Source organism: Paenibacillus sp. JT31N11 (assembly GCF_056269285.1).
Genome location: NZ_JBWDNQ010000003.1, coordinates 23582 through 49425, shown reverse-complemented (window position 1 = coordinate 49425; position 25844 = coordinate 23582). Strand labels below are relative to the sequence as shown.

General features: G+C 54.6%; 22 protein-coding genes. 2 read left to right on the top strand and 20 right to left on the bottom strand.

What is annotated here, in order from left to right; translation table 11 throughout:
* Positions 1-105: 105 nt before the first annotated feature.
* Together AC0YNV_RS12810 and AC0YNV_RS12805 are read right to left on the bottom strand one after the other, a co-directional pair.
* The gene (locus tag AC0YNV_RS12810; protein ID WP_475768458.1) at positions 106-903 is read right to left on the bottom strand and encodes a TrmH family RNA methyltransferase; all 798 of its coding nucleotides are present in this window, start codon (positions 901-903) and stop codon (positions 106-108) included.
* An 8-nt stretch (positions 904-911) separates the two neighbouring features.
* Positions 912-1577, bottom strand: a complete 666-nt coding sequence (locus tag AC0YNV_RS12805; protein WP_210038143.1) for a potassium channel family protein — start codon at positions 1575-1577, stop codon at positions 912-914.
* An 86-nt stretch (positions 1578-1663) separates the two neighbouring features.
* Between AC0YNV_RS12805 and AC0YNV_RS12800 the strand changes: the two genes are divergently transcribed.
* Positions 1664-1957, top strand: a complete 294-nt coding sequence (locus AC0YNV_RS12800; RefSeq protein WP_379113916.1) for a small acid-soluble spore protein SspI — start codon at positions 1664-1666, stop codon at positions 1955-1957.
* Between the two features lie 217 nt (positions 1958-2174).
* On the opposite strand, the gene AC0YNV_RS12795 is transcribed toward AC0YNV_RS12800, so the two are convergent.
* The 16 genes from AC0YNV_RS12795 to AC0YNV_RS12720 all read right to left on the bottom strand — a co-directional run bounded on the left by AC0YNV_RS12795 (position 2175) and on the right by AC0YNV_RS12720 (position 21997).
* On the bottom strand, positions 2175-3269 hold the full coding sequence (locus AC0YNV_RS12795) for a Gfo/Idh/MocA family protein (protein ID WP_210038142.1): 1095 nt from the start codon (positions 3267-3269) through the stop codon (positions 2175-2177).
* Positions 3270-3387: 118 nt separating this feature from the next.
* Positions 3388-4014 carry a ThuA domain-containing protein gene (locus AC0YNV_RS12790; protein ID WP_475768457.1) on the bottom strand — a complete coding sequence of 209 codons (627 nt, stop codon included), beginning with the start codon at positions 4012-4014 and terminating at the stop codon, positions 3388-3390.
* Positions 4015-4046: 32 nt separating this feature from the next.
* Positions 4047-5210, bottom strand: a complete 1164-nt coding sequence (locus tag AC0YNV_RS12785) for a Gfo/Idh/MocA family protein (RefSeq protein ID WP_475768456.1) — start codon at positions 5208-5210, stop codon at positions 4047-4049.
* 91 nt (positions 5211-5301) lie between these two features.
* On the bottom strand, positions 5302-6375 hold the full coding sequence (locus AC0YNV_RS12780) for a LacI family DNA-binding transcriptional regulator (protein WP_475768916.1): 1074 nt from the start codon (positions 6373-6375) through the stop codon (positions 5302-5304).
* Positions 6376-6662: 287 nt separating this feature from the next.
* Entirely contained in the window at positions 6663-7457 is a 795-nt protein-coding gene (locus AC0YNV_RS12775; protein ID WP_475768455.1) for an aldo/keto reductase, read from the bottom strand.
* A gap of 31 nt (positions 7458-7488) precedes the next feature.
* Positions 7489-8199, bottom strand: coding sequence for a cyclase family protein (locus AC0YNV_RS12770; RefSeq protein ID WP_475768454.1), 711 nt, complete (start codon positions 8197-8199; stop codon positions 7489-7491).
* A 180-nt stretch (positions 8200-8379) separates the two neighbouring features.
* A complete protein-coding gene (locus AC0YNV_RS12765) occupies positions 8380-10518 on the bottom strand; it encodes a hypothetical protein (RefSeq protein WP_475768453.1) in 2139 nt (712 codons plus the stop codon).
* 71 nt (positions 10519-10589) lie between these two features.
* Entirely contained in the window at positions 10590-11459 is an 870-nt protein-coding gene (locus AC0YNV_RS12760) for an aldo/keto reductase (protein WP_475768452.1), read from the bottom strand.
* A gap of 17 nt (positions 11460-11476) precedes the next feature.
* Positions 11477-12457: an amidohydrolase family protein gene (locus AC0YNV_RS12755; protein ID WP_475768451.1), complete on the bottom strand. Its 981-nt coding sequence runs from the start codon at positions 12455-12457 to the stop codon at positions 11477-11479.
* Between the two features lie 64 nt (positions 12458-12521).
* Entirely contained in the window at positions 12522-13520 is a 999-nt protein-coding gene (pdxA, locus tag AC0YNV_RS12750) for a 4-hydroxythreonine-4-phosphate dehydrogenase PdxA (protein ID WP_475768450.1), read from the bottom strand.
* Entirely contained in the window at positions 13517-14848 is a 1332-nt protein-coding gene (locus tag AC0YNV_RS12745; RefSeq protein ID WP_475768449.1) for a four-carbon acid sugar kinase family protein, read from the bottom strand. The genes pdxA and AC0YNV_RS12745 overlap by 4 nt, the downstream gene beginning before the upstream one ends.
* 269 nt (positions 14849-15117) lie before the next feature.
* Positions 15118-16374 (bottom strand): nickel pincer cofactor-dependent isomerase, group 22, encoded by a 1257-nt coding sequence (locus AC0YNV_RS12740; protein ID WP_475768448.1) that lies wholly within the window; start codon positions 16372-16374, stop codon positions 15118-15120.
* Between the two features lie 122 nt (positions 16375-16496).
* Positions 16497-17510, bottom strand: a complete 1014-nt coding sequence (locus tag AC0YNV_RS12735; RefSeq protein ID WP_475768447.1) for a HoxN/HupN/NixA family nickel/cobalt transporter — start codon at positions 17508-17510, stop codon at positions 16497-16499.
* Positions 17511-17981: 471 nt separating this feature from the next.
* Complete coding sequence (gene aceB, locus AC0YNV_RS12730) at positions 17982-19586, bottom strand: malate synthase A (protein WP_475768446.1); 1605 nt, start codon at positions 19584-19586, stop codon at positions 17982-17984.
* 34 nt (positions 19587-19620) lie between these two features.
* A complete protein-coding gene (locus AC0YNV_RS12725) occupies positions 19621-21066 on the bottom strand; it encodes an NAD-dependent malic enzyme (RefSeq protein ID WP_210038129.1) in 1446 nt (481 codons plus the stop codon).
* Positions 21067-21247: 181 nt separating this feature from the next.
* Positions 21248-21997 (bottom strand): IclR family transcriptional regulator, encoded by a 750-nt coding sequence (locus AC0YNV_RS12720; RefSeq protein ID WP_210038128.1) that lies wholly within the window; start codon positions 21995-21997, stop codon positions 21248-21250.
* Between the two features lie 414 nt (positions 21998-22411).
* Here AC0YNV_RS12720 and AC0YNV_RS12715 point away from each other — a divergent pair, with 414 nt between their 5' ends.
* Entirely contained in the window at positions 22412-23575 is a 1164-nt protein-coding gene (locus AC0YNV_RS12715) for an iron-containing alcohol dehydrogenase (protein WP_475768445.1), read from the top strand.
* Between the two features lie 241 nt (positions 23576-23816).
* On the opposite strand, the gene AC0YNV_RS12710 is transcribed toward AC0YNV_RS12715, so the two are convergent.
* Both AC0YNV_RS12710 and AC0YNV_RS12705 read right to left on the bottom strand, forming a co-directional pair.
* The gene (locus AC0YNV_RS12710) at positions 23817-24131 is read right to left on the bottom strand and encodes a hypothetical protein (protein ID WP_475768444.1); all 315 of its coding nucleotides are present in this window, start codon (positions 24129-24131) and stop codon (positions 23817-23819) included.
* A gap of 19 nt (positions 24132-24150) precedes the next feature.
* Entirely contained in the window at positions 24151-25740 is a 1590-nt protein-coding gene (locus AC0YNV_RS12705; protein ID WP_475768443.1) for a peptide chain release factor 3, read from the bottom strand.
* Positions 25741-25844: the final 104 nt, after the last annotated feature.

Below are 25844 nucleotides of genomic sequence, written 5' to 3'. Positions count from 1 at the left end.
CTGCACCCAGCTGTCTCATTTTGATATTATAAACAGTCGCAAACTATCTTATAATTAGTCTTAACCTTACCTTATAACTCACAGCGGACAGGAATTATCATTTGTTTAAAATTCCCGCTGTCTCAGCGCCTCATAAAGCAGCACCGTGGCTGCCATAGCCACGTTCAGCGACTCAGACTGCCCGCGCATGGGAATAATAACGCTGGTGCTGACCGATTCAAGCGCAAGCGGCGACAAACCGTGCGACTCGCTGCCCAGCAGCAGCCACGTCGGCACCGTCCAGTTATGGTTGTAGCAGCTCTTCTCCGCCTGCAGACTGGTGCCAACCAGCTGAATTCCTCTGCTTGCCGCCTCCTGCAGATAGTCCGACAGGCTTCCTTCAATAATAGGCAAATGAAACAGCGAGCCCATCGTGGAACGGACGGTCTTGGGATTGTATAAATCCACACTGCCATCGCCTATCAGCACCGCATCCGCTCCCACTGCATCCGCACTGCGGATAATGGTCCCGACATTGCCGGGATCGCGGACGCCGTCAAGCACCACAACCAGCGAATGCTCCCGGTATAAAGCGGACAAGTCGGGCTTAAGCTTGGCAACGATGCCGAATACCGGCGGCGGGCTGTCGGTTCCCGTGCATTTGGACATAACTGCGGAAGAAGCGGCAATCAGCTCGCAGCTGCTTTGTTCCAGCAGCTCCCGAAGCTCGGCCGGGATGCCGCGTGCAGCATCATAGACAACCTTCAGGACGTCAGCGCCGGCAAGCAGCGACTCCTGGACAAGATGAACACCCTCAACCAGAAAAGCATCGCTGCGGTCACGATGCTTCTTGTCCAGCAAGGCGGCCATCGCCTTCACGGTATCATTTTGTATGGAAGTAATATGGGATATTGGTTTATTCACAGGTTGGTTCAGCCTTCCGCATATACGATTTCAAGATCTGTCAAATCCTGATTTTTACCGACGATAACCAGAATATCGTTGTCCTTTATAATATCGTCCGCATAAGGAGATATATTCATGTGATTATCGGTTTTTATCGCCAGCACATTGCATTTATATTTAGCCCGGATATCCAGCTGCTTCAGGTTCTTCCCAACCGCTTGGGCAGGCGCCTTCATCTCGACAATGCTGTAGTCATCCGACAGCTCGATAAAATCCAGAATATTGGGCGAAATCAGATGATGTGCAACCCGAAGGCCCATATCCCGTTCCGGAAAAATAACCTTGTCTGCGCCAATTTTGCTGAGTACCTTGCCGTGCAGCTCATTTTGCGCCTTGACGATCAGCTTGGGCACGCCCAGATCCTTCAAGATCAGGGTGGTCAAAATGCTCGCTTGGATATCCGCTCCAATCGCGACGACAACCACGTCAAAGTTGCGGATGCCGAGCGCCCGAAGCGCGTCCTCATCCGTCGTATCCGCCGAAACGGCATGAGTCACTATACTCGCGACATCCTGCGTTTTTTGTTCATCCGAATCGATGGCCAGCACTTCAAAACCCAGATTGGACAAAGCGCTGGCGACACTTGAACCGAAACGTCCCATTCCAATGACAGCAAATTGCTTCTTTGCCAAAAGTCCGCACACTCCTTGTATTCAGGTGAACACACTTTTCTTATTATACCACAGCTTTCCTCTATATCCGATACGAGGGAGGCGGGATGAAACCAGACGCTGCGGGATATATTAAACCCGAAATCGATAATGGAGGGATCCCCTTGAACATACTTGATTTGCGTCAGGCCATCGTCCAGCGCGTTCATGACAAAACAGGTGAAGAATTGACAGAAGTCATCGAAGGGTCCATCGGCACCGATGAAAAGGCGCTTCCAGGTCTTGGCGTCCTGTTCGAAATGATCTGGAAGAACAGCCCTTCTCCCGATCAGAACCGAATGGTGCAAACCTTATATAACCATCTGCGTTCCGCAGAAAATGCTCCTCCAAGTCCGAGTTAAGGATCGAATCCAGTTCCATATCCGGTGTTTTCTGCCGCCAGTAAAACAGAATTGATTCCTCTCCTTCTTCATGACGGGCCGCGCCGGCTATGATTCTTTGGCGCGCCCGGATATACATAACGAACCGCCATAGCGCCAATTCTTTTTCCATATCCTATGCTCCTGATTCATACAAAAAAACCAGCTTGCCGGAAAGGCAAGCTGATTGATTGTTTGCTTATTTGGATTGGGTTTCAAGCGCCGGCATCGGCTGAGGACGCTCGCAGGTGCTCTCCATGTTGTAGTGCTTGCCGTCACGCGAAGCATCATGGAACCCATGCATAGCCTCAAGCACATGATAGGCAAGCTCCCCGTTCGCACGATGCGGTCCGCCTTCATTGATGGCCCGGGCCATATCGGCAACGCCGATTCCCCTGTTGTTGTCGGTGTAGCCGTGAGTCAGCGCAATCTCTTCCCATTCTCCGCCCGCTTTTCTCAGCTTCACTTTGCCGCCGAAACCGTTCGGGTCCGGCACCAGCAAGGTCCCTGCGCTGCCGTGTATCTCAATGTTCGGCAGCGATGTTCCTCCCTTGGCGTCAAAGCTGGTAATCAGCGTTCCGACCGCGCCGCTTTCAAAATCCAGCACACCCGCGATATGCGTCGGCGTCTCAACCTTGATCTTCTGGCCGCGTTTCTTCTCGCTTGTGATGGTGCGCTCCGGATAAGAGATAACGGCAGAGCCCGTTACGCGTCTGATCGGCCCCAGCAAATTGACAAAAGCGGTCAAATAATACGGTCCCATATCAAACATCGGACCGCCGCCAACCTCATAATAAAACTCCGGATCCGGATGCCAGCTCTCATGTCCGCCGCCAATCATAAACCCGCTAACCGCGATCGGCGTTCCGATTGCGCCGTCGTCGATCAGCTTGCGGCAGGTTTGAATGCCCCCGCCCAGAAACGTTTCAGGCGCGCTTGCAACGCGCAGCCCCTTCTCCTTCGCCAGCTTGAGCACCTGCTGCCCTTCTTCGCGGGTTACAGCCAGCGGCTTCTCTACGTAAACATGCTTGCCGGACTCCAATGCCTGAAGACATACCGATGCATGCGCTTTGGGAATCGTCAGATTCACGACAATTTCAATCTCCGGATCGGCCATCAGCTGATCGACGGTATAGGCTTTATCCAGATTAAATTCCTGCGCGCGCTGTTCGGCACGGGATAGATCCAGATCAGCCGCAGCGACAAGCTCGAGCTCTGGATATTTTTGCAAATTGGTGAAATAAATTTTGCTGATATTACCGCAGCCGACAATACCGACTTTAACCCGCTTCATAATAGGGAACCCTCCTAAGGTTATGACAATGAATACATGCCGTGAAGCCGCGGCGGCCTGCTCCGTGCAGAACGCCGCAAGTATAAATGAAGAAACGGCTGACCCCGTTAGACATTAACTAACCGCGCGCAGCCCATAAGAAGCCGCGGCGCATGAGCTCAAGCACCTGCGGGATTTCCACAATATTGGCCTGATGTCCCAATGTGTTATGGAATACGCGGCCCTCTCCCCAGGTCTTGCTCCAGACAACCGGCATCTTGACATCGCCGAAAGAGGTTGTCGCATGAACCCGGACTGCAGGGTCGATATGCATATAATATTTCTCCGAAGAAACTTCAAAATCGCCGATACCCTGCGTAAGCGGATCCTTGGCATCCACCATATTCACCTCATACAGCACCCCGTCATTGCCCGGGTGAGCCACCCATTGGCCGCCGACCATGTACTGGTATTCCACCTCATTGCGGAAGGAATCCGACATCCCGCCATGACAGCCGGCAATCCCGCAGCCGGCTTGAACGGTATCCAGCAGCGGACGCAGCTGCTCCTTCTCAATCGTCCCCATGGTCCACACGGGAACAATCAGATCCAGCTGCGCCATTAGATCGGCATCCTTATAGGCGTCAAGCGTATCGGACACGGTTACCTCGAAGTTCTCCTTGCGCAGCAAATCGGCGAAAATAGCCGCGACTTCCTTTGGCTGATGGCCATCCCATCCACCCCATACGATCAATGCCTTTCTCATTTCAACACACCTTTCTTCATCTGACTCGTTTTCTAGCGCAGCTCGGAAATCGCGACCCAGCGGCGTTCCTCAATTGATTTGTCTACGGCCTCCAGTACTGCCTGGCACGCTACCCCGTCATGGAAATTCGGAACCGGCTGACGGTCTTCCGACAGAGCCAGCATGAACTCATGCAGCTCATGCGTGAAGGTATGCTCGTATCCGATCGTGTGGCCCGGCGGCCACCAGGCTTCGATGTACGCATGCGCCGGATCGGTTGCCAGTACACGCCGGAAGCCCTGAACATCTGCGGCATCATCCGTGAAATAAACCTGAAGCTCGTTGACCCGCTCGAAATCGAACTTGATGCTACCCTTGCTGCCGTTGATTTCAAAGGAGTTCGTGCAGCGGTGTCCGGGAGCAAAACGCGTCGCTTCAATGCTGCCAAGCGCCCCGTTATCGAATCGTGACAGGAACAGTGTGGCATCATCAACGGTAACAGGACCGCGCGGAGCATCCTTGTCGCCTTTGGCGCTGAGACCGGTCATGGCGGATGGAAGCGGACGCTCTTTAATGAAAGTTTCGTTCATGCCGATCACTTCCTGAAATTCACCTACCAGGAAGCGGGCCATATCGATCACATGCGCGCCAAGATCGCCAAGCGAGCCGGAGCCGGCAATTTCCTTCTGCAGACGCCAGACAAGAGGAAAGTCCGGGTCCACGATAAAATCCTGCAGAAACATGCCGCGGAAATGATAAATCTTGCCGATCCGCCCTTCCGCGATCAGCTTCTTCGCAAGCTGAACCGCAGGCGCAAACCGATAGTTGAAGCCAACCAGATGCTTGATTCCCGCTTTCTCCGCTGCTTCCAGCATTTCCACAGAATCAGCCAGGTTAAGCGCCAACGGCTTTTCGCAGAAGATATGCTTGCCCGCGGCCGCTGCAGCAAGCGCGATCTCCTTATGGGCGTCGCTTGGGGCGTTGATATCGATCAGATCAATATCGTCGCGGGCGATCAGATCGCGCCAATCGGTCTCGGACGATTCCCAGCCGAACTGGGCTCGTGCCTGCTCCAGCCCTTCCGGATCGCGGCCGCAGATCGCCTTCATCTCCGGCTTCGGCACATTCGGGAAGAACATCGGCAGCGCCCGGTAGGCGTTGCTGTGGGCTTTGCCCATAAATTTATAACCAATCATACCGACACGAATATTACTCATACATTGTGCCCTCCTCATTCAATTGGATATCTAAGTCCGGGTTCCGCCGCAGATAGAAAGTGACGGGTTCCGGATTAAGAATCAAACACGTTTATGTCGGAGTCCTGGATGATGCCCGTACCACGAGCCGTACGGGCAGTTTGACATGAACAGCCTCCTGCCGGTCCTGATCATTGCTATCCGCCGTAATAATACCCAGCAGTTGGGAAGCAGCCTCGCACCCGATCTGATAAAAAGGGACCATAATGGAGGACAGCGGCGGATCCGTCAATCTTGCGCCTTCGGAGTCATCGCAGCCGATAATGGCGGCATCCGCGCCGGCGCGCATTCCGCGCTCCTTCAAGCCTTGCAGCAGACCAATCGCCATCCGGTCATTGGCGGCGATAACCGCATCCGCGAGACCTGCGCCAATCATGGCGGCAACGGCCTCCGCATGCTGATAGCCGCTTGTCCGGCTGTAATTGCCGGTCAGCACCATCGCGGGATCGAAGGGCAATCCGGCTTCTTCCAGCGCCTGCTTGTAGCCGTCCAGACGATCCACGCTGTTGGAGTACACATCCGGGCCGTTCAGGAACAGGATTCGTCTGCAGCCCTGTCCGATGAGAGTTCTCGCAGCCTCATGGCTGCCCATGCGCTGGTCGGCGTCAATCGTATTATAGTCTTCGCCGTCGAACCGCTGATTCACCAGACAAAAAGGATAATTCCCCTCCTGCAGCTCTGCTAATGCCGTACGCTCGCCCGGTACATCCTGTGCGCCAAGAATAATACAGCCGTCCACCTTCTGGGTGCGGAACAAATTCGCGTAATCCCTGGGCTCATCCGGTTTTCGGAACAAGAGCAGCAGATCGTAGCCGCGTTCCTTGGCCGTTACGCCGATCCCGCTCAGAATTTCCGAGAAATAATAGGTCGAGAACAGATTGACCTTGGGCAGCAGCGGCAGAATGACGCCCAGATTGCCGCTTTTGCTGCGTGCAAACCGCTGCGCCAGCGCACTGGGAACATAATTCAGCTGCCTGGCCGCAGCCAGCACGCGCTCCCTCGTATCCTCCTTAACCGGTCCGACCCCATTAAGCACCCGCGAAACGGTTGCTTCCGACACTCCCGCAAGCCTTGCGACCTCTCTTCTGCGAATAAGCCTTTCCTCCCAATTCTGCTTGGGTTTAATCCGCGATTAAACCTCATTTCATTGTGTCTTGTCAGATGGAAAACCCACGCAGTGTACACGCGTACATTTTCTCATGTAAGCGCCTCCCTGTCAATCCTAAATAAGGCGTCCGCTCCCCGCAGTTTCATGCCGTCTCGCGGCCCCTGGTAAGCATGTCAAGAAGAAACGGCTCCGCCGTCCTTTGCGGAAGAGTTATGCATTCAATTAAAGAAGCGGAAATCCGGCACTGCGCCTGATTCCCGCTTCTCATGTTTATCTTTGAACACCGGTCTGATGGGCCCGGGGTTTCATTTGAAACGGTTCACCCAGCCCACAAGCCTCTCCTGCTCACTGATGCTCAACTGGCCCTGCTTCAATATTTGCAGGTTACCCTTCACGTATTCCTGTTTGCGCATGGAAACGATCACTTTATCGACAAGCGGGCTTTGCGCAACCCAGCGCAGCAGAATGCCTGGAGCATTCTCTTTCTCCCCGATCTCCTCCAGTTTCCAGCCGCGTATGAAGGGAGATAAGGCAAGCACCTCCATACCCGCAGTCCTGGCCAGCTTGAAGACTTCCTCCGCGCCCAGATTAAACGCGTTATAAGGCGCAAGCACACAGGATACGGGATGCTTGTCAGGCAGCCCCTTCAAATCCTCCGCACGAGCCATGCCCAGAGCTACGCGCTTGATCTTGCCCGCGGACAGCCATTCCTGCGCCAGCTTCAGTTCTTGCCCGAACCTGCTTCTATCGTTGTGTACATGAATCACAAGCGTGTCGATCCGGTTGGTTCCAAGCTCCTCCAGCATAATATCGATATGCTCCGCCTCATAAGGCGTCGGCCCCGGAAGCTCATCTGATTCAACTGCGGGCTTGAAGAAATTCCAGGCCATAATATGCGCCTCATCCCGCCGGCCCAGCTGCTCCAGAACTCTGCCCAGCGCCACGCGCTCCTGATAATAGGTCGTATCGATAACCGTGATGCCGTTATCCAGACAAGCAGCGACGATAGCGCACTGCTCCTCGAAGGAAGCAAGCGGATCGCTTCCAAGCGCTTCAATAAACGAGTGGCCTCCAAGACCCATTCCAAAACTCCGGTTCATCGGTCATCGTCCTCTCGACTATCTGTATTTTCTATACAAAAGCAAGCGCGCGCATCGGCGCGCCAGAACCTTGCTTTACTTTAAGCGGCGCTACCATAACATAGGATTCACCAAGAATCTGATCCAGCCGGGTCAGATTTTCGATAATGTTCACCCCATTGCCCAGCAGCACATAATGGGCAGGCGATTTATCGGCGCTGCTGCCATCGATGGCAATAGCGTCACAGCCGACAACTTTAATGTCCCGCGCCACCAGAAGCTCGGCCGCTTCTTTATTAATACCCGGCCAGGCAACGCTGAAATCAAGACTTTTGGTCCGGGGAACCCAATAACGGTCCCAGCCGAAGCGGAAGAATACAATATCGCCCGCTAGAATCGGCTGATTATCCCGCTCCCACCGCTCAATTTCCTCTGCTGTTACTTCATCCTTGGCTGTGTAATGGGAGAAATCCAGCGTCAGCGCGCGGCCGTAAAACTTGGCGACCGGCGTTTCATCCATATACAGGTGGGCGGAGTGCCCTTCCTGGATAAAATGCGCAGTCGCATCCATATGCGTCCCGCAATGCTCGCTCATCATCAGCTGATAGGCCAGGGCGATGCTTCCCGTTTCGAAAGAATCCAGAAGCGTGTGGTAATAACGGGAATGAGACTGAACGACCGGCATATTTTCCTCCAGCGTGTGGGACAGATCCACGACCTTCATCGTGGACAGCAGTGCCGCCAGCTGGCTGACTTTAGACATATTGATCCCCTCCTTGTAAATATTGTGGCATGGATCAGATTTGCGGAATCGTGATCGGCACCTTGCGGCTTCTCTTCAGGCTTCTCATGACGCCATGCAGCAAGCCAAGGCCTCTGATGCGGGAAAAAACCTCGCAGATCATGTTCAATTTCCCCGTCGCTTTGACGGGATAGGATGAATTCACGCCTCGCCAATTTTGATATAAAGTCCGGTATACTCATAGATTTTTAGAATTGCGATTCGCAGCAAGAGGCTGCCGTCATCCCGGGTATCGGAGGAGATAAGCTGAACCGGCGCATCCTCGTGCAGACTGCGGAATTCCTGAACCCGTGAGCCCGCAAGCGTCAATGAGACTTCTATATCCGTTACGGGAATCGTCTCCAGAATGGGGCGCCTTGGCAGCGATGTTGTGTTCACCGCATGCAAAATGTAGGCATCCCCGTCTGAACCGCTGCTATTCAGGCTGAAATGAATGCTGGATGGCGCAGTCGTGCTTACTTTATACTGGCTGCCAAGCAAATAATCTACGCTGCCCGCCAACAGCCCGGCAAAGTCGGCATGGCCGTGCAGCCAGATATTCCGGTCCACACCATACGGGAAGAAGACCGATTCGCCAAGTCCATAACGGTTCAATAGAAGCGTCGGATATTCGGTATCGTAGCTTCTCAGCCAGGAGCGCTCAGGCGGCTGAGGGAAAATTTGCGGCACATAGGTTACGATGGACTCTGCGGTATCCGCCGTTCTGCGGACCAGACGCTGCGGTCCCCAGCTTGCCAGCAGCTCCGTATCCTCGAACCCTTGGGTCAGGGGATGACGCTCTCTTATCTTCTGGTAGCCGAACGTCGAATTATCCTTGACAATCCCCGTGAACGAGCAGCCAAACACATCGCCAAGCGCGTAATCATGGCGTTCCGATCCATCTTCGCGGAGCAGTGAGGTGCGGTCGGTCGAAATCAGCTTACCCCCGGCCTTCACATAGCTGCGGATCGTCTCTGTCTCCCTATCGGACAGACAAGCCGCATTGGCGAGAATCAGCACGCGGGTTTGAGCCAGCGTCTCCAGGTTCAGCCGGTCATCCGTCAGCAGCCGGTATTGAATCCGGCGGTCGGTAAGCACCTGCTCCAGCCCGATCAGATGCGTCATATAAGCGTCCTTGGAACGGTCATGGTTACCCAGCGCCGCATTGGATGCTCTTGAATAGAGAACCGTTACTTCAGGGTCTGTATTCTGAATGGTCAGAACATCCTCATGGCGTTCCATATAGTCATAAATATCCGCGGAAAGCATGGCGTTGCGGCGGTCATAGGTCGATCCGGGATGCGCTCCGTTGAAGATTACATTCCAGAACGAACCGCCGGCGCTGATGGCTTCCCACATCCACAGCCTCGTCTCCTGCTTCGGAGAAGAAATGTAGCGCAAATTGTTGTTGGTGCCCAGGTGGCCGAACAGCATGACCGGCGTTTTGTCCGGCGACAGGCTCTTCAGAAATTTGATCAGCGTGGATGGCCCGTTAAGCGGTTCATGATCGGCAGTGAACAACGGCGTGACCAGGAAATCAAAATGCTCCCTGATGGCGTACAGATCATGGCTGCTGCCCTTGAACTGGTCATGATACAGGCCGAATATCTCCGCTGCGAAAGCTTTGTCCTCTCCGTATTTCTTCACAACGGCGCGGCAGTCGCGCAAATGCTCCTCGACGCAGGCCGCTTTCCAGACGCGGTACTCGTCGTAATGGGGATCGAAGAAATCGCCGCCGCGCGGCAGCTCTTTGCCGATTTCGCTGCGGTAGCGGTCCGAGCAGCTTTTGCAGTAACAGATGCCCCACTGGTTATAGGAATTTTCCCATACCCCGTCGATATCGTAATTCTGAAACAGGTAATCTATAAAGGCATAGGCATGCTCATTGCGGTATTTGCTCTGATAGCAGGGTTGAAAAATAGCCGAATGCAGCGGATTGTCGCGGATAAGCGGCTCCCCCTGCGCATTGACGCTGAACCAGTCGGGACGCAGCTCATAAATCCTTTTGTCCACGCCGCGAAAATCAACCCGGACAACCACTTTGATGCCTTTTGCATGACAGGCATCCGTGAGGTCCTTCAGAATATCTTCGCCTTGCATAAAGGGATTGGGATTGGCGGTGACCAGATTATGCCGGAAGAAGTCGACAATCCCGCCGCCGTTAATAATAATGCAGTTGGAGTGAATGCTCTCCAAATACGCCACCACCGATTGGGCGTCATAATCGACGATATCGGGCTCGCGAAGCACGGTCTGCAGAATGCGCAGCTGCTTCTGGTACCAGAAGGTATTATCCGTCATGGGTCATTTCCTTTCCTTAGTAACCTTAGTAGCCTGTATATCCAACGTCCCGTTCAACTTTTTAACGCAGCCTATACGTAGCGGCTGTGCAGCTCATCGAGGCTGATCCGCCCTTCGAAATCATTGCAGATGTTCACATTGCTGCGCACAATCTCCGCATCGCGCATGCCCATGAGGGCCACGTCCACATAAGGGTTGGACAGCACGAACTGGATCAGCGCTGGCGTATAGTCGAAGGTATTGCCGGGGTTCACCATTTGAATCCAGCGCTGGAAGGTGCCCGATGTCGGGGTGCGCATCGTCAGAATGCCCATCCCGGCCTTCTCCGCTTCCAGCAGGCTGCCGAAGGGTCGGCTAGGCTCATAGGGATGCTGGAAAATAAAATTGTAGCAGAGCTGTACCGTATCAAAAGCGCCGCTGCGGATCAGACGGTACACCGCGTCATTATTATCTTCGCTTGTGAAGCCGATATGGCCGACAAGCCCTTCTTCCTTTAACCGAAGCATTTGCTCTGCCATGCCGCCGCTGCTGAGGATATCGTCGGTCTGCTCCGGCTTGAAGGAGTCGCCGTGGATTTGCAGCAAATCAATCCGGTCCCGGCGAAGCCGCTTCAAGCTTGCCTCAAGCGAGGCGCGCAGCTCCCCGCGCTGGCGGTAGGCGATCTTGGTAGAGAGAAACAGCGGATAAGAGCCGCTCGCCTTGACTCCTTCAAGGGCCTCGCCCAGTATCGCTTCGCTTTGACCATCACCATAGGCAGGCGCTGTATCGTAATAATTGATGCCCGAAGCAAGCGACTCTTCGATGGAAGCGATGATGCGGCCCCGGTCTTCGGCATTTTCCGGGTCAAAGGCATGCAAATAATTTTTCAGTCCGGCCGCCGCCCCGCCATAGCCGACGCGGCTGACGGTTGCTCCTGTTTTGCCAAGTTTCGTGTACTCCATATCAGCTGGCTGCCTCCTTACATATCGCTTTTCCAGGTCTTCAGCAAATAATCCGACATGCTTGCGCCCTGGCTGAACGCAGGTGAATTCATATAAGCCGCCAGAAGCCGTTCGTAATCGTCAACAGGCAGCTCAAGCCCCTTCGGAAAGAAGGTCACATTGCGGTTCCTGCGGAACTGCTCCTCTACCCATCCCGGAATTTCGATCGCCCGGGATGCCGGAGGCTCGCCGGAGAAGAACTGCTTATTCGCATTAGTACCGGCGATCAGGCGGAACTGCTCCTCGCTGCATGTGTCCATAAATCCGCGGAACACCTCAAGCGCCGCTTCCGCGCGCTCATTGCGCCAGAAGAGGACAGGATACTCGCTGCCCCACATGAGATGCTCCGCTCCGCAATGCTCCAGCACATAGTTGATCCACGCTTTATATTCGCCATGCGGGGGAATGGAACCGCACATCCCCAGGTTCCGTACCAGAATACCGTAGAAACGCGGATGACCCATCAGCTCGGTGATGAAACCTCCTGCACGCTCAGCATCATTCGACTGAAAGTCGGCGTACATGAAATGCGGCGCAGCCAGCCGCGCATCCGGATAACGGGCCAGCCATTGCAGATAAAGCTTCGCTATCCGCTGGTCGCGGCAGGCGTCGATTCCGTAAGCCCACCGCCCCCTTTCCCCGACGATATCCAGCACCTCCGGGTCTTCCATCGCTTCGCGGTATTCGAACCGGATCGCCATCGCGCCGGCATCCAGCTGGAGCCGGGTAATCTCCTGGCGCTGCGCCTTCGTTTCCCCGAAAGGGATGCCGACACACCGCAGACGATCGGCATGCTCCGCGCTTGCCCGTGCCAGTGACTGAAGGTCCGGCACAAGCGGACCCAGCACCGTGACCGCGCGCTCAATCTCATGAACGTCCATATAGTGAAGCAGCTGCTCAACCGAACCGAAACGAGGCAGTCCGAAATGAGAGTATGCATCTGTCGCTTGCCATTTCATCACCTATTCCCCCCATCAGACGTGATTTCATCTACTATAGAAATTGTTTTATGGAAAAATAGCTCTAGCGTTTCTTCGGGGCAAGCTCTGCGGCATAGCGGATCGCCGCGATCATGCTGCGTTCGTCGGCCTTGTTCGTGCCCGCGATATCGAAGGCCGTACCATGATCGACCGATGTGCGGATCACGCCGCCCTTGAGTCCGACCGTAATATTGACCCCGGCCTCGATTCCGAGCACCTTGATCGGCGCATGCCCCTGGTCGTGGTAGCAAGCCACCACCATCTGAAAATCGCCGCGGGCCGCCCGGTAGAACAGCGTGTCCGCCGGATAAGGACCGGATACCTGAATCCCCTCTTCAAGCGCACGCTTGATGCCGGGAATCAGCTTCTCTTCCTCTTCGCCGTATCCGAACAATCCGTTCTCCCCGGCATGAGGATTAATGCCGCACACCGCGATCGTCGGATTAGGGAAGCCCGCCTGCTCCAATGTGTCGTGTGCCAGTTTGATTACGCGGTAGGTCCGCTCCGGATTGATACTTGCGATCGCATCGATAAGTCCAAGATGCGTTGTCAGATGGATAACTTTCAAATTTGGCGTGGCCAGCATCATGGAGTAATCCTCGGTTTCCGTCAAATGGGCCAGAATCTCCGTGTGCCCCGGAAACCGGTGGCCGCCCATATGGAGCGCCTCTTTATTGAGCGGAGCCGTGCAGATGGCATCGATATCCCCAGCCTGCGCCAGTTCCACCGCCTTGGCGATAAAGCGGTATGCGGCATCGCCCGCGCTTGCCGACAGAACGCCGAAGGGCAGATCATCCGGCAGCACATTCAGATCGATGCAATCGATGCTCCCCTTGTCATATAACGCCTCGCTCATGTACTGGATGCGTCTGATCGCCACGGGCGACCCTGTTACCCGAACGGCACGCTCCAGAATTCCGGCATCCCCGATAACAACTGACCGGCACAGGTCGAACACCTCTTGGGTTGCCAGTGCTTTTACAATTACCTCCGGGCCCACACCCGCCGCATCGCCCATCGTAATACCAATAATCGGCTTCATATCCGACTCGCCTCCTTAATTCGTTTCATTGCCTGCAGCAGCACTGCCTTCGTGCCAAATCCGCCCGCCTTGGTCACTGCCGTCCATTGTTTGTCCCTGCAGATTAGACGCCCCAACGGAACGCCCGTCTCCACTTCGCCCAGCAGGTCGAATCGCTTCGCCCCGATCAGCGAGCAGATATGTCCCGCGGTATCGCCGCCAGTCATGACAAAGCCGGCCGGCTCACACTCTGGCAGCGCTTCCACCAATGCCTCGGCAAGCCCCTCGGCAATGACAGCCCCCACCTCTGTGGGACGCAGTCCCTGCCGCTCTCCCATCGCCTTCGCGCGAACGATATCTTCTTCATTGGCGGAGCAGTACAATACGGTGTCCTTCCCGCTCGACAGGGAAGCTCCAACTTCAACCGCCGCACGGTGAATCTCCTGATTGCGGGCGTCGCCGCCGCCAACAAGCAAATCGGATTGAACGGCCACACCGTTCACTCCCGCTTCCAGCATATAGGTCAGTTGTCCTCTGGAGATGCCGCTGACACTGCCGATAACGGCAAGCGCCGGCTGTGTCCCCATTCCGGAGGTTGGGCCTTGTCCGGTCCCCGGTTTCTGTGACTTCAATCCGGCCCCGCCGCCCCATGCCCGATCCGCAGCTTGCAGGGCCAGGCTGCGGGCAAGCCCGGCCGAGCCTGCCCAGACGATGCGCAGACCGCTGCCCGCCATCGACCTTGCCACATGATCCAGATCCTCATCATATAGGGCATCGAACAGCAGGTACGGAACCGCGGCCTTGCGCAGCAGGTCCAGCCGTACGGCAAGCGCCGGCTGATCCATCAGCTCATCGCGGGTGATGAGCGCACACGCCCGCTGGCTTTGCATCCCCACCAGTCTTGGAATGTAGGATTCCGTCACCGGCGTTACCGGGTCATGCGCCGCTTCTGTATTATGAACAAGCGTCCCGTCCCGGTATTGGCAACCGTTCTCGGTTGTCCGGCCATTGCCGGGGTATGCCGGCGCAAGCACGATAAAATCCGGCTTGAACGCATCGTACACCGCATCAAGCTCGGCTCCGATATTTCCCCGAAGCGTTGAATCGAGCTTCTTGTATACGATTCCGGCGGATAGCCGGCTCACATAATCGGCAGCATTCCTCACCTTGGCATAGGCTGTTTGGGGTGAATCCGCACGGCTGTCCGTATTGAGCACAACCGCATCAAGACTGCCCGGTGCTTCCCCGTCAAGCCGGAACAGCACCGACGTGCTGTAGCCGCTCGCAGCCAGCTGCACGCCGCTGTCGTTAGCACCTGTAAGATCATCGGCGATCATAGCAAATTCCATAGCTTCTCCTTTCGTAATCAAAGAGGATCACTTGCCCTCAGCCTGGTTGGCTTGCATGCTCAAAAAGTCCGGCTGCGCAAGCTGGTAAATTTGAGGCACATTGCTCGCAAGCGCAATGCTGCTAATTCGAGGCACATTGCTCGCAAGCGCATGCTGCTAATTCGAGATTTCATTGCTCGCAACCAGAAGCTTACAAGGCAGCTTTCCACAGGCAGCTTGCAGCTTTACCATTCTGTTTCCGCCTGCTTCACCGGATTATCACCGGCCTGTTAGAATGACGGTAAATTCCCGTCCTCGTCGAACCGGAATTCCTCCCACCCGCCTTCGGTCTCGATGTTCGGCGAGGCTTGAATTTCCTCATAAACGGACTCCGATACATAGATATGCTCGACGTGAAGCGTGCTTACGATACGGGCAATTCTCGCCCGTTCCTCCGGTACGTTCCAATTCGCCCGCAGCGCCGCCGTCAGCGCCGCACGGTCATTGTCCAGGGTGATCGGTACCGATGCCCGGGAGAGAAACGTGCTGGTAATAACATTCTCATTCATTATCTTCCGGTCGATTTTATCAACCAGTCGGGTCGTGGTCAGATCTGCAAGTCCGATACCAAGCGCATTGCCGTGGGATTCCTCGCTCAGATCGCCTGCGATGACGTATTTGATCCGGGGCGACACCGGCTCCGCTTCTCCCTGAATCCGCATTCGGCCGATGATGTTCGTATCCATACCGGTGCCGCTGTGGTTTTTGCCGATTTCATCGACAATGAGAATATCCAGCTCATCCGTCGGAAGCTTCGGATACATGGCTGCAGAAGCAAGCAGCAGCGCTTGCTCGCGTTCATTGATCCTATCCGGTTCTATGGCTTCCAGTATGGAGGTCTGCTCGACGGCATTTTCCACAATCCCGAGACCGAACACAATCCGGCCCGATTCAATCACAACCTTGCCAACTTCGGGCATAATATCCCGGATGCCGGGCACTCCGTAGGAATGCAGCAGCAGCGCCTGCTTATGCTTGCCCAGCCCGATCGCCGCCATTTTTGTCAGGCCGCTTTCAATTCCGACAGGCGACTTGAAATCGGTATGCAGCTTGATGCGTGCGACCAATATGACGCCATCCGCCTCAGAAGCATGACGGTCCATGTAGACGGCGGTTCCGCCTTGCGTCTGCCCGATTTCTACCACGTCCATGGAGCTGATCACAGGCGCCCCGCATTTCTCCTCGGTAACGCCCAGACTTTCCAGCACCTCAATCTGTCCTTCCGCGGTCGCTCCGCCATGGCTGCCCATAGCCGGCACAATAAAAGGATGAGCCCCGTATGACTTGATTTCAGCTGCGACTGCTGCAATAATCCGGGATATATTCGCAATTCCCCTGCTGCCAGCCGTAATCGCAATCCGCTGACCTGGCTGAATTCGCCCGGCAATCTCCGGTTTCCTGATCTCAGCGGCAACTGTCGCCTCTATATTTTCGACTGCTGGTGCATGAAAATGCTGACGGATTTTTATCATTTTCGGCAAGGCCATATGGCTCAACGCCTCCTTATGAAATAAGTATAATTCAGCCCCTCATCCCAATCATCATAATAAAGGACGGATTTATCACAAAATCCGCCCAATGCTTTGCAGGTAGTCCAGAGAACTCAATATCAGCTTTCAACATTTTTAATGATTGGATTCGATCTCCGGCGGAGCACCGACACCAGCCACGCTCCAAACAGGAGGGCCGCCAGGCCGTAACCCATGTAATCGAAATTCAAGCGGTTCACCCAACTGAAGAGCGGATTTTCCTGCGCCATCTCTCCGGAAAACGTCTGCAGCAATTCTACAGCTCCGATGATAAGAGCAGCAGCTACCGAGACTGCGGTGATCGTCGTATTGTAATACAGCTTTCGCATCGGCGTGATGAGCGCCCAGTTGTAGGCTCTCGTCATAAATACGCCGTCTGCCGTATCCAGCAGGCTCATGCCTGCAGCGAACAGCAGGGGCAGCGAAAGCAAGCCCCATACAGGTGCGGCGTTCTGCACGGCTGAAGCAGACAGCGCAAGCAGCCCAATCTCCGTAGCGGTATCGAAGCCCAGACCGAACAGAAACCCGAGCGGGTACAAATGCCAGCTGCGGCTTACCAGCTTTAATGCAGGCTTGGCCAGCCGGGCGATCAGTCCCCGCGATTCAAGCAGCTGCTCAAGCTTCGCCGGATCCGTCCTGACATGGCGGCCTTTGCGTATGATGGCAACCAGCTTCACCAGAACCACCAGATTGATAAGCCCCACGATCAGCAAAAAGATCCCCGATACGCTCATTCCGATCACACCGCCGACCCGCTGCATATCCGGCATGAAGCCCTGCGCCCACTGGAGCGATATGCATAAAGCGACAACCATCAGAAAAACAACCGAAGAATGGCCAAGGGAAAAATAAAATCCTGTCCCCAGCGCATTCCGCTTCTCCTGCACCAGCTTCCGTACCGAATTGTCGATAGCCGCGATATGATCAGCATCAAAAGCATGGCGGAGACCAAGCGTATACGCCAACAAGCCCATGCTCCAGAAAGCGGGAAGATCATGCACAACCGTGAGCAGCCCTGCAAGACCGGCAATATGAAGGACCGCGATAATAATGGCGTAGTGGATCCATGAGCCTTTTTTTACCTTTTCAGACATGGTCGGTCTTTCCTCTTTTCCTCTTCGAAATGCGGGCCTGCCTCCCTTGGGCCAATTTAATCTGCGGACTTATGTAGAAGACAATTCAAGCTGCAGCTGCGACAAGCATCCCACATCCATTGTAACGAATTGATCGCTATAAAGTAACCTGTCTCCCGGAAATTTCTCTGTGCTGCAAGGGCTGCATGTGGTCAAACGACCGCCGTCATGCAGCGAAACACCACGCGCGGCGAGCTGCCCAAGGTGCGAAAAGCGATCCCTGCCGCTCCCCGCGCCCGCTGCCTGCGCCGCTTAACATTTACAGGCGGAGCGCATTTTCGCGCTCCGCCTGATAAACATGTTCCAGCGCCGCTTGCTGTCATCGGCCGCCAAGACGCTGCACCAGAGAATCAGATGAAGGAATATCTGTTCCAGGTCTGCAAGTTCATGCTTCTAAAAATATCCTTCTTGCCGATTCCTCTGTCTGCAGACCTACAAATAACGATAACCGGGCAGTGTCAGAAACTCCTCGAAATCCTCCGCTTCGCTCATCTCGGCGAACAAGCGGCTGGCCACGTCGAATTTTCCGCTCTCATAAGCGCTCTCCCCGATTTTCGTACGGATGGCCTGCAGCTCCTCGTCAATCAAGGTACGGGTCAGTTCAACCGTTATGCGGCGTCCGTCGCTGAGAACGCCTTGGGGATGCTTGATCCACTGCCATACCTGCGCCCGTGAAATCTCAGCCGTTGCCGCGTCCTCCATCAGGTTATTGATCGGTACGGCGCCGATTCCCCGTAGCCATGCCTCGATATACTGGATGCCGACGCTGATATTGGTACGCAGCCCGGTCTCGGTAATATCGCCGGCAGCGGGAGTGAGCAGATCGCTCGCCGTAATGGTGACATCCAGCTGCTTGGACACCTGATTGGCTTCCGGCATCAGCTCGTCGAATACCGCGAGCGCTATCGGCACGAGGCCGGGATGCGCCACCCATGTGCCGTCATGGCCATCCGAGGCTTCTCGCCATTTGTCCGCTCTGACCTTGCCAAGCGCTTCTTCATTGGCTTCAGGGTTATTCTTGATGGGAATTTGCGCCGCCATCCCGCCCATGCAGTGAGCGCCGCGTTTATGGCAGGTTTGGATCGCCAGCAGCGAGTAGGAACGCATGAATGGAACCGTCATTGTGACAACGCTGCGGTCAGGCAGGATGATGTGCGGCTGCTTGCGCAGTTTTTTGATGTAGCTGAAAATATAATCCCAACGGCCGCAGTTGAGCGCCGCGATATGCTCTTTCAACTCATACAGGATCTCATCCATCTCAAAAGCCGCCATGATCGTCTCGATCAGAACCGTTACCTTGACGGTTCCCTGCGGAATACCCAGCGTCTGCTGCGCCTGAACGAATACGTCATTCCACAAACGGGCCTCCTGATGGCTTTCAAGCTTCGGAAGGTAGAAATAAGGACCGCTGCCGCGGGCCAGCAGCTCTCTGGCATTATGATAGAAATAAAGACCGAAGTCGAACAGGCTTGCCGATATCTCCTGGCCATCCACCAGCATATGCTTCTCCGTCATATGCCAGCCTCTCGGGCGGGCAATCAGTACAGCAACCTGCTCGTTCAGCTTGTAAGCTTTTCCTTCAGGACTCACGAAGTCGATGCTTTTGCGAATCGCGTCACGAAGGTTGATTTGTCCGCCGATTGAATTATCCCAGGTCGGGGAATTCGCATCCTCGAAATCGGTCATGAAGGCCTTGGCGCCCGAGTTAAGCGCGTTGATAACCATTTTCCGGTCGCCGGAAGGCCCGGTTATTTCCACACGGCGATCCTGAAGATCGGCAGGCACGGAGATGATTTTCCAATCCCCCTGCCGGATGGCAAGCGTCTCGGGCAGAAAATCAGGCAGCTCGCCCGCATCAATCCGTTTCTGCCGCTCAATGCGGACCTTCAACAGCTCTTCGCGCGTACCGTTGAACGACCGGTGCAGCTCGGCGACGAAGCCCAGCGCCTCAGGGGTCAGGATTTCAAGCTGTTCCCGGGTCAGGTCGGCGGTCAGTTGAATCCCTGCATTTTGCAAAGCCTGGTTGTTAGCATTCATGTGTTCTCACGTTCCTCTCTGATTTGAAATCATTTTAGAAAACCTCATCGGCCGCGACCGGCTGGCGGGCCGACTGCTGCAGCTCACGCGGTATCCGATTCGCAGCGCCAGTCCGGATAGCCGCCTCGATCACGGCATCCCGCACACGCGGAACCACCTTGTCATTGAAAATGCTTGGGATGATATACTGTTTGCCCAGTTCGTCATCGCTTACGATGGCGGCAATGGCATACGCGGCTGCCAGCTTCATTTCCTCATTGATTACCTTGGCCCGGCAGTCCAGCGCCCCGCGGAAAATGCCGGGGAAGCACAATACATTATTAATCTGATTCGGATAATCGCTTCGACCCGTTGCCAGTACCGCAACCAGCGGCTCCGCAACCTCCGGATCGATCTCCGGCTCCGGATTAGCCATCGCAAAGACGATCGGTTCAGGGGCCATGCGCCTGACATCGTCCGGCTTAAGCAGATTGGCGCGGGACACGCCGATGAAGACGTCAGCTCCATCAATCACATCGGACAGCGAGCCGCGCTTGCTTTTCGGATTTGTCTTGGCGGCAATCCGCTTATGCGCCGGATGGTCATCATGCTCGCCGGCGATCAGAGCGCCCGCTTGATCCACCGCCACAAGCTCGGTCACTCCCGCCGCCAGCAGCATATCGATGCAAGCCGCACCGGCGGCACCGACACCGCAGACGACCACCGATACCTCCTCGATACGTTTGCCGGTGAGGCGAAGCGCATTCAACAGACCCGCCAGCAGCACGACAGCCGTACCGTGCTGGTCATCATGGAAGACCGGAATATCGAGCTCCTCCTGCAGGCGCCGCTCAATCTCGAAGCAGCGGGGAGAGCTGATATCCTCCAGATTAATACCCCCGAACATCGGCGACATCGCTTTGACAATCGAAATTATTTCCTCTGTATCCTTTGTCGCCAGGCAAATCGGGAACGCATCCACATCGGCAAATTGTTTAAACAGCACCGCTTTACCTTCCATGACCGGGATAGCCGCTTCCGGCCCAATATCCCCAAGGCCCAGCACTGCGGTGCCATCCGTGACAACCGCTACCAAATTGCGTTTCGCGGTGAGAGTAAACACCTTGGACGGATCGTCGCGTATCGCCATGCATACCCTGGCCACCCCAGGTGTGTAAACGCGGGAGAGATCCTCCCTGTTCTTGATAGGGATCTTGGGAGTGACTTGAATTTTGCCGCCCAGATGAGCCAGAAAGGTGCTGTCCGACTCATTCACGATCCGAAGGCCGGGAAGAGCCCGGAGCGCCCCGGCGAGCTGTTCGTGTACGTCTACATTCAACTGTACGGTAATGTCGCGGACCGTTACATCCCTGGAAGCCCGGATCACATCGACTGCGACAATATCGCCGCCTCCTTGATGTACAACTGCAGCGATATCACTGAACTTGATGAGCGACAAATCCATCTCAATACGAAAAATAATCGTTGTGCTGATCGCCATCGACTGCTGTACACCTCCTGTTGTTCATTATTATGAACATCGTTTATTATTATGATTGAGGTTATTCTTTCATACATCCTACTCTCTGTCAATATAAAAAAAGATCCCTTTTCCGGGGCGCTTCCGAAAATGGGATCCGCGGGCTCGCCTGCAACCACCATGCGCCTGCCTCGCGAGCGCCTCAGACGGCAATGGACAGCAGCTGGGCGAGGGCCTTAACCTCGCGTATGGCTTCCATCTTCTTGCCTTCCCAATGGTGAATGGGCATGGAGCAGCTGATCGCTGCGGCAGCCTGCCGGCTGCGGTCGAATATGGGCGCGGCTACGCAGCAGAAGCCCATAACCCCTTCCTGAATATCCATGGAGCACCCGCTTGCGCGCACCTCCTCCAGCTCTTTGAGCAGCGCTTCGCGCGAGCCGATCGTATGCACCGTGATCTTGCTGAGCGTCTCCTGCGGCAGGATTGCCCGCACCTCCTCCTCGCTCCTGAAGGCCAGCAGCGACTTGCCAAGCCCGGTCGCATGGGCGGGGAAGCGAATGCCGGCGCCCGATACCATCTGCACCGGGGATGGAGCTTCGACCTTCGCCAGATACTGCACATCCCCGCCGTCCAGCCTCGCCAGTTGGATGGACTCCTGTAGCCGGCGGACAACCGGCTCCGCATTGCGCTTGAATTGGTCGATCAGATCATATTGGCGGAAGTAAGCGCCTCCGAAATCGCCCATTACGCTCCCAAGCGCGTAGGTTTCGTTCCGGTCACGGTCAATCCACCGCAGCCGCTCCAGCGTGCTGAGCAGAGAAAACAGCGTGCTTTTGCTGATTTCAAGCCTTCTGGAGAGATCCGACAGCTTCCATACATACGGCTCCTCCGCGAGCAGCGCCATAACGGCATGTGCTCGGTCAAGAGCCGGCACAGCATATTTTTGATTCATAATCTCGTTCCCTCTTTCTTCCGTCTCATCTCTAACGCTGTACACTCTGTATGCTATCCTTGCATGATGGGCATTCGCTGATTTATACAGATTAAATAGGTGAATAAATTATAAACCCTTGTTCCGTATTTCGAACAAAGCCATCGTATCATGCCGGCCCAGTTCAGTCAATTCACCTTCTTGAACTTGAATCGTGACTTTTCCAAGAAATAGACAGTCTTCGACCTTCGGCGGTGCAGCCTGGTTTCTCCCCTCAGAAATATAAGCAGCGCATCATGAAATTTTATACGTTCATATATTTTAAGACATTCACAACTTCTTAAGATGTAATCTGGATGAACGCTCAGGTATAATAATAAATGCTGGGGAATGCTACATATAAAATTCCAAAATCATTCAGGAGGAGATCGAATTATGAACACATTCGTTTACCATAATCCAACCCGGCTGGTTTTCGGCAAGGGGACGCTTGAGAGACTTTCTGATCTGGTCAAGCCATACGGAAGCAAGATTCTTGTCGTTTACGGAGGAGGCAGCATCAAACGCAATGGCATCTACGATAGCGTCATGCAGCAGCTCCGCAGCATCGGTGCCGAAATTCACGAGCTCGGCGGCGTGGAGCCCAACCCGCGGCATACCACGGTGAACAAAGGCGCGGATTTGTGCAAGAAGGAAGGCATTGAGTTCATCCTTGCCGTCGGCGGAGGAAGCGTCATCGATTGCGTAAAAGCCATTTCGGTCGGAGCCAAATATGACGGCGATGCCTGGGATATCGTCACGCGCAAAGCTGAGCCGAAGGCCGCGGTTCCTTTCGGAACCGTGTTGACGCTCGCCGCAACCGGCTCTGAAATGAATAGCGGCTCCGTCATTACCAATTGGGACACACAGGAGAAATACGGATGGGGCAGCAATTTGACTTATCCGCAATTTTCCATCCTTGATCCCGAATCCACCAGCTCCGTACCCAAGGACCATACGATCTACGGAATCGCGGACATCATGTCCCATCTGTTCGAGCACTATTTCAACCATACCGCCAACGCACCGATCCAGTCGGCGTTTGTTGAGTCCCTGCTGCGCATCGTAATTGATGCGGCTCCCAAACTGATCGCCGACCTGCACAGCTACGAGCAGCGCGAAACGATTTTGTACAGCGGCACAATGGCTTTGAATGGCATGCTCTCCATGGGTACAGTAGGCGACTGGGCAAGCCATAATATCGAGCATGCGGTCAGCGCGGTCTATGATATCCCGCATGGCGGAGGACTTGCCATCTTGTTCCCGAACTGGATGGGGCATGTTCTGGATGCCGGCGTTCCCCGCTTCAAGCAATTTGCCGTTAATGTGTTCGGAGTCGATCCTGCTGGCAAATCCGACCGTGAAACCGCGCTTGAAGGCATCCAGGCGCTCCGCGCCTTCTGGAACTCGATCGGCGCCCCAAGCCGACTGGCTGATTACGGAATCGGCGACGACAAGCTTGACATCATGGTCGACAAAGCGATGATTAACGGTCCTTTCGGCAACTTCAAGAAGCTGGACCGCGAGGATGTCCGGGCTATTTACGTGAGCTCCCTGTAAAAGTTCTTTCATAGGATTCGGCAGTATTTGGAGGCAATAGTTTTAAATATAATTTTTGGAAAAAGAAAACTTGCACACCAGGTGTGCAAGTTTTCTTTTTTATTAACAGACCATAAAGCGGACGCCCCCATTAAACTCCGATCGTCCTGCGACAAGATCTGACTTCTAAAAAAATCCCCCCTGGAATCGGAATCCAGAGGGGATGAGAGACTATTATCATTTTACAAAGCTGAAGCTATTCTTAAATACGGTTTCCCGTATTATTCGATGAGCGGTCACCGGCCGCACTGATCAAGAGGATGATGGCACTAATGATATGCATAATCATCCCGACAATAGGAATCCATGCAATCAAGGAAGTAACAATTCCCACTATGCTTCCGATCTTCCCTGAACGTTCTCTGAAACAGAAGAACAAGGTAACAAGATGCAGCACAAACATAAAGATCAACGGGGAATAGGACATTGAGATAACGAATATACCCCCGATAATCGGAATTCCCAGACACGCTTCCAATATGGCGGAAATAAATCGCAAGACCCGTGAAATTTTCATTGGCAGCTTCACCCCCAATCTATGGCGCCATCTCCAGAAACTTGGATGTTGGATTCTTATCTATCGCGGTACGCATGGCATACTCATTCTCGAATAAAGCCACGTAATTATCCTTCTTATCCTTAACCAGCGAAGAGTTGATCCGGAATTTGGAAGGGTCGATCTTGTCATCTACAATCCAGCGGGCAAATTGGAACTGCATCCGGTGAAGCTGAATCTCCACACCGTACTCCGCTCTCATCCGGTATTCAAAAACCTCAAACTGCAGCTGGCCGACCACACCCAGAATCGTTTCGTCAAAACCGCTTGTGGAATGAAAGACCTGAATGGTCCCCTCTTCGGTCAGCTGATCGATTCCCTTCTGGTACTGCTTGTGCTTCAATGCGTTCTTGACCGTCACCTTGGCGAAAAGCTCCGGCGAGAAGGTTGGAAGCTCATCGAAGATAATCTCGCTTCCTTGGGAAAGCGAATCCCCAATCCGGAAAATGCCGGGATCGAATAGTCCAATAATATCGCCCGGATATGCCGATTCGACAATATCCCGGTCCTGAGCCAGAAACTGCTGCGGCTGCGCGAGCTTGATTTCTTTACCCACGCGCGTGTGCCGAACGCTCATTCCGCGCTCGAAGCGGCCGGAGCAGATGCGCAGGAAGGCGATCCGGTCACGGTGAGCCGGGTTCATGTTGGCCTGGATTTTGAACACATATCCGGAAAACTTCTCATTCGTCGGGTCAAGCGGCCCGTCTGTCGTATTGCGAGGCGTCGGGGACGGCGCAAGCTGCAGGAAGTTCTCCAGAAATGTCTGCACACCGAAATTGTTAACTGCACTGCCGAAAAACAGCGGCGTCAGTTCGCCGGCGCGTACTTTCTCAAAGTCGAACTGGTCGCCTGCAACATCTAGCAATTCGAGATCCTGAACGAGCTGGTTATGCAAATAATCGCCGGCCATCTCACGAATGATCGAATCATTGTAATCATCCACTTTGCGCACAGAGATGCTGGAATGATCATCATTGCCCTTGAACAGCTCAACCTGGTTCTTCATCCGGTCATAGACGCCGCAGAGCTCACGCCCCATGCCGATCGGCCAGTTCATCGGGACCGCCCGGATACCGAGAACGCGTTCCAGTTCCTCCATCAAGTCAAAGGGGCTTTGGCCTTCGCGGTCCAGCTTGTTGATGAACGTAAAGATCGGAATTCCCCGCTTGCGGCAGACCTGAAACAGCTTGATCGTCTGCGCCTCGACGCCTTTGGCCACGTCGATAAGCATCACTGCGCTGTCCGCGGCAGTCAAGGTCCGGTACGTATCCTCACTGAAATCCTGATGGCCCGGGGTATCCAGAATATTGACCCGGTGCCCATTGTAATCAAACTGCATGACGGAAGAGGTGACCGAAATACCACGCTGCTTCTCGATTTCCATCCAGTCGCTTGTTGCGTGACGGCTTGCTTTACGCGCTTTAACCGTTCCGGCAAGACGTATTGCGCCACCGAACAGCAGCAGCTTCTCCGTCAAGGTAGTTTTCCCCGCATCCGGGTGGGAGATAATGGCGAAGGTCCGCCGCTTATCTACTTCTTGCTTGATTTCGTCCATTAAACTTTTACTCATTACCCTGTTCCCTTCGTTTTTACGTAACGCTGCTTGCCTTCAACTAACATATGCAGCAAAGCATCGATCCGTAATATCACATAAGGATATTGGGACCGATGCGA

Coding starts and splice junctions, on each gene's coding strand:
- AC0YNV_RS12800 (WP_379113916.1), top strand. CDS start 1,664: ATGAAACCAGACGCTGCGGGATATATTAAACCCGAAATCGATAATGGA.
- AC0YNV_RS12795 (WP_210038142.1), bottom strand. CDS start 3,269: ATGAAGCGGGTTAAAGTCGGTATTGTCGGCTGCGGTAATATCAGCAAA.
- AC0YNV_RS12790 (WP_475768457.1), bottom strand. CDS start 4,014: ATGAGAAAGGCATTGATCGTATGGGGTGGATGGGATGGCCATCAGCCA.
- AC0YNV_RS12785 (WP_475768456.1), bottom strand. CDS start 5,210: ATGAGTAATATTCGTGTCGGTATGATTGGTTATAAATTTATGGGCAAA.
- AC0YNV_RS12775 (WP_475768455.1), bottom strand. CDS start 7,457: ATGAACCGGAGTTTTGGAATGGGTCTTGGAGGCCACTCGTTTATTGAA.
- AC0YNV_RS12770 (WP_475768454.1), bottom strand. CDS start 8,199: ATGTCTAAAGTCAGCCAGCTGGCGGCACTGCTGTCCACGATGAAGGTC.
- AC0YNV_RS12765 (WP_475768453.1), bottom strand. CDS start 10,518: ATGACGGATAATACCTTCTGGTACCAGAAGCAGCTGCGCATTCTGCAG.
- AC0YNV_RS12760 (WP_475768452.1), bottom strand. CDS start 11,459: ATGGAGTACACGAAACTTGGCAAAACAGGAGCAACCGTCAGCCGCGTC.
- AC0YNV_RS12755 (WP_475768451.1), bottom strand. CDS start 12,457: ATGAAATGGCAAGCGACAGATGCATACTCTCATTTCGGACTGCCTCGT.
- pdxA (WP_475768450.1), bottom strand. CDS start 13,520: ATGAAGCCGATTATTGGTATTACGATGGGCGATGCGGCGGGTGTGGGC.
- AC0YNV_RS12745 (WP_475768449.1), bottom strand. CDS start 14,848: ATGGAATTTGCTATGATCGCCGATGATCTTACAGGTGCTAACGACAGC.
- AC0YNV_RS12740 (WP_475768448.1), bottom strand. CDS start 16,374: ATGGCCTTGCCGAAAATGATAAAAATCCGTCAGCATTTTCATGCACCA.
- AC0YNV_RS12735 (WP_475768447.1), bottom strand. CDS start 17,510: ATGTCTGAAAAGGTAAAAAAAGGCTCATGGATCCACTACGCCATTATT.
- aceB (WP_475768446.1), bottom strand. CDS start 19,586: ATGAATGCTAACAACCAGGCTTTGCAAAATGCAGGGATTCAACTGACC.
- AC0YNV_RS12725 (WP_210038129.1), bottom strand. CDS start 21,066: ATGGCGATCAGCACAACGATTATTTTTCGTATTGAGATGGATTTGTCG.
- AC0YNV_RS12720 (WP_210038128.1), bottom strand. CDS start 21,997: ATGAATCAAAAATATGCTGTGCCGGCTCTTGACCGAGCACATGCCGTT.
- AC0YNV_RS12715 (WP_475768445.1), top strand. CDS start 22,412: ATGAACACATTCGTTTACCATAATCCAACCCGGCTGGTTTTCGGCAAG.
- AC0YNV_RS12710 (WP_475768444.1), bottom strand. CDS start 24,131: ATGAAAATTTCACGGGTCTTGCGATTTATTTCCGCCATATTGGAAGCG.
- AC0YNV_RS12705 (WP_475768443.1), bottom strand. CDS start 25,740: ATGAGTAAAAGTTTAATGGACGAAATCAAGCAAGAAGTAGATAAGCGG.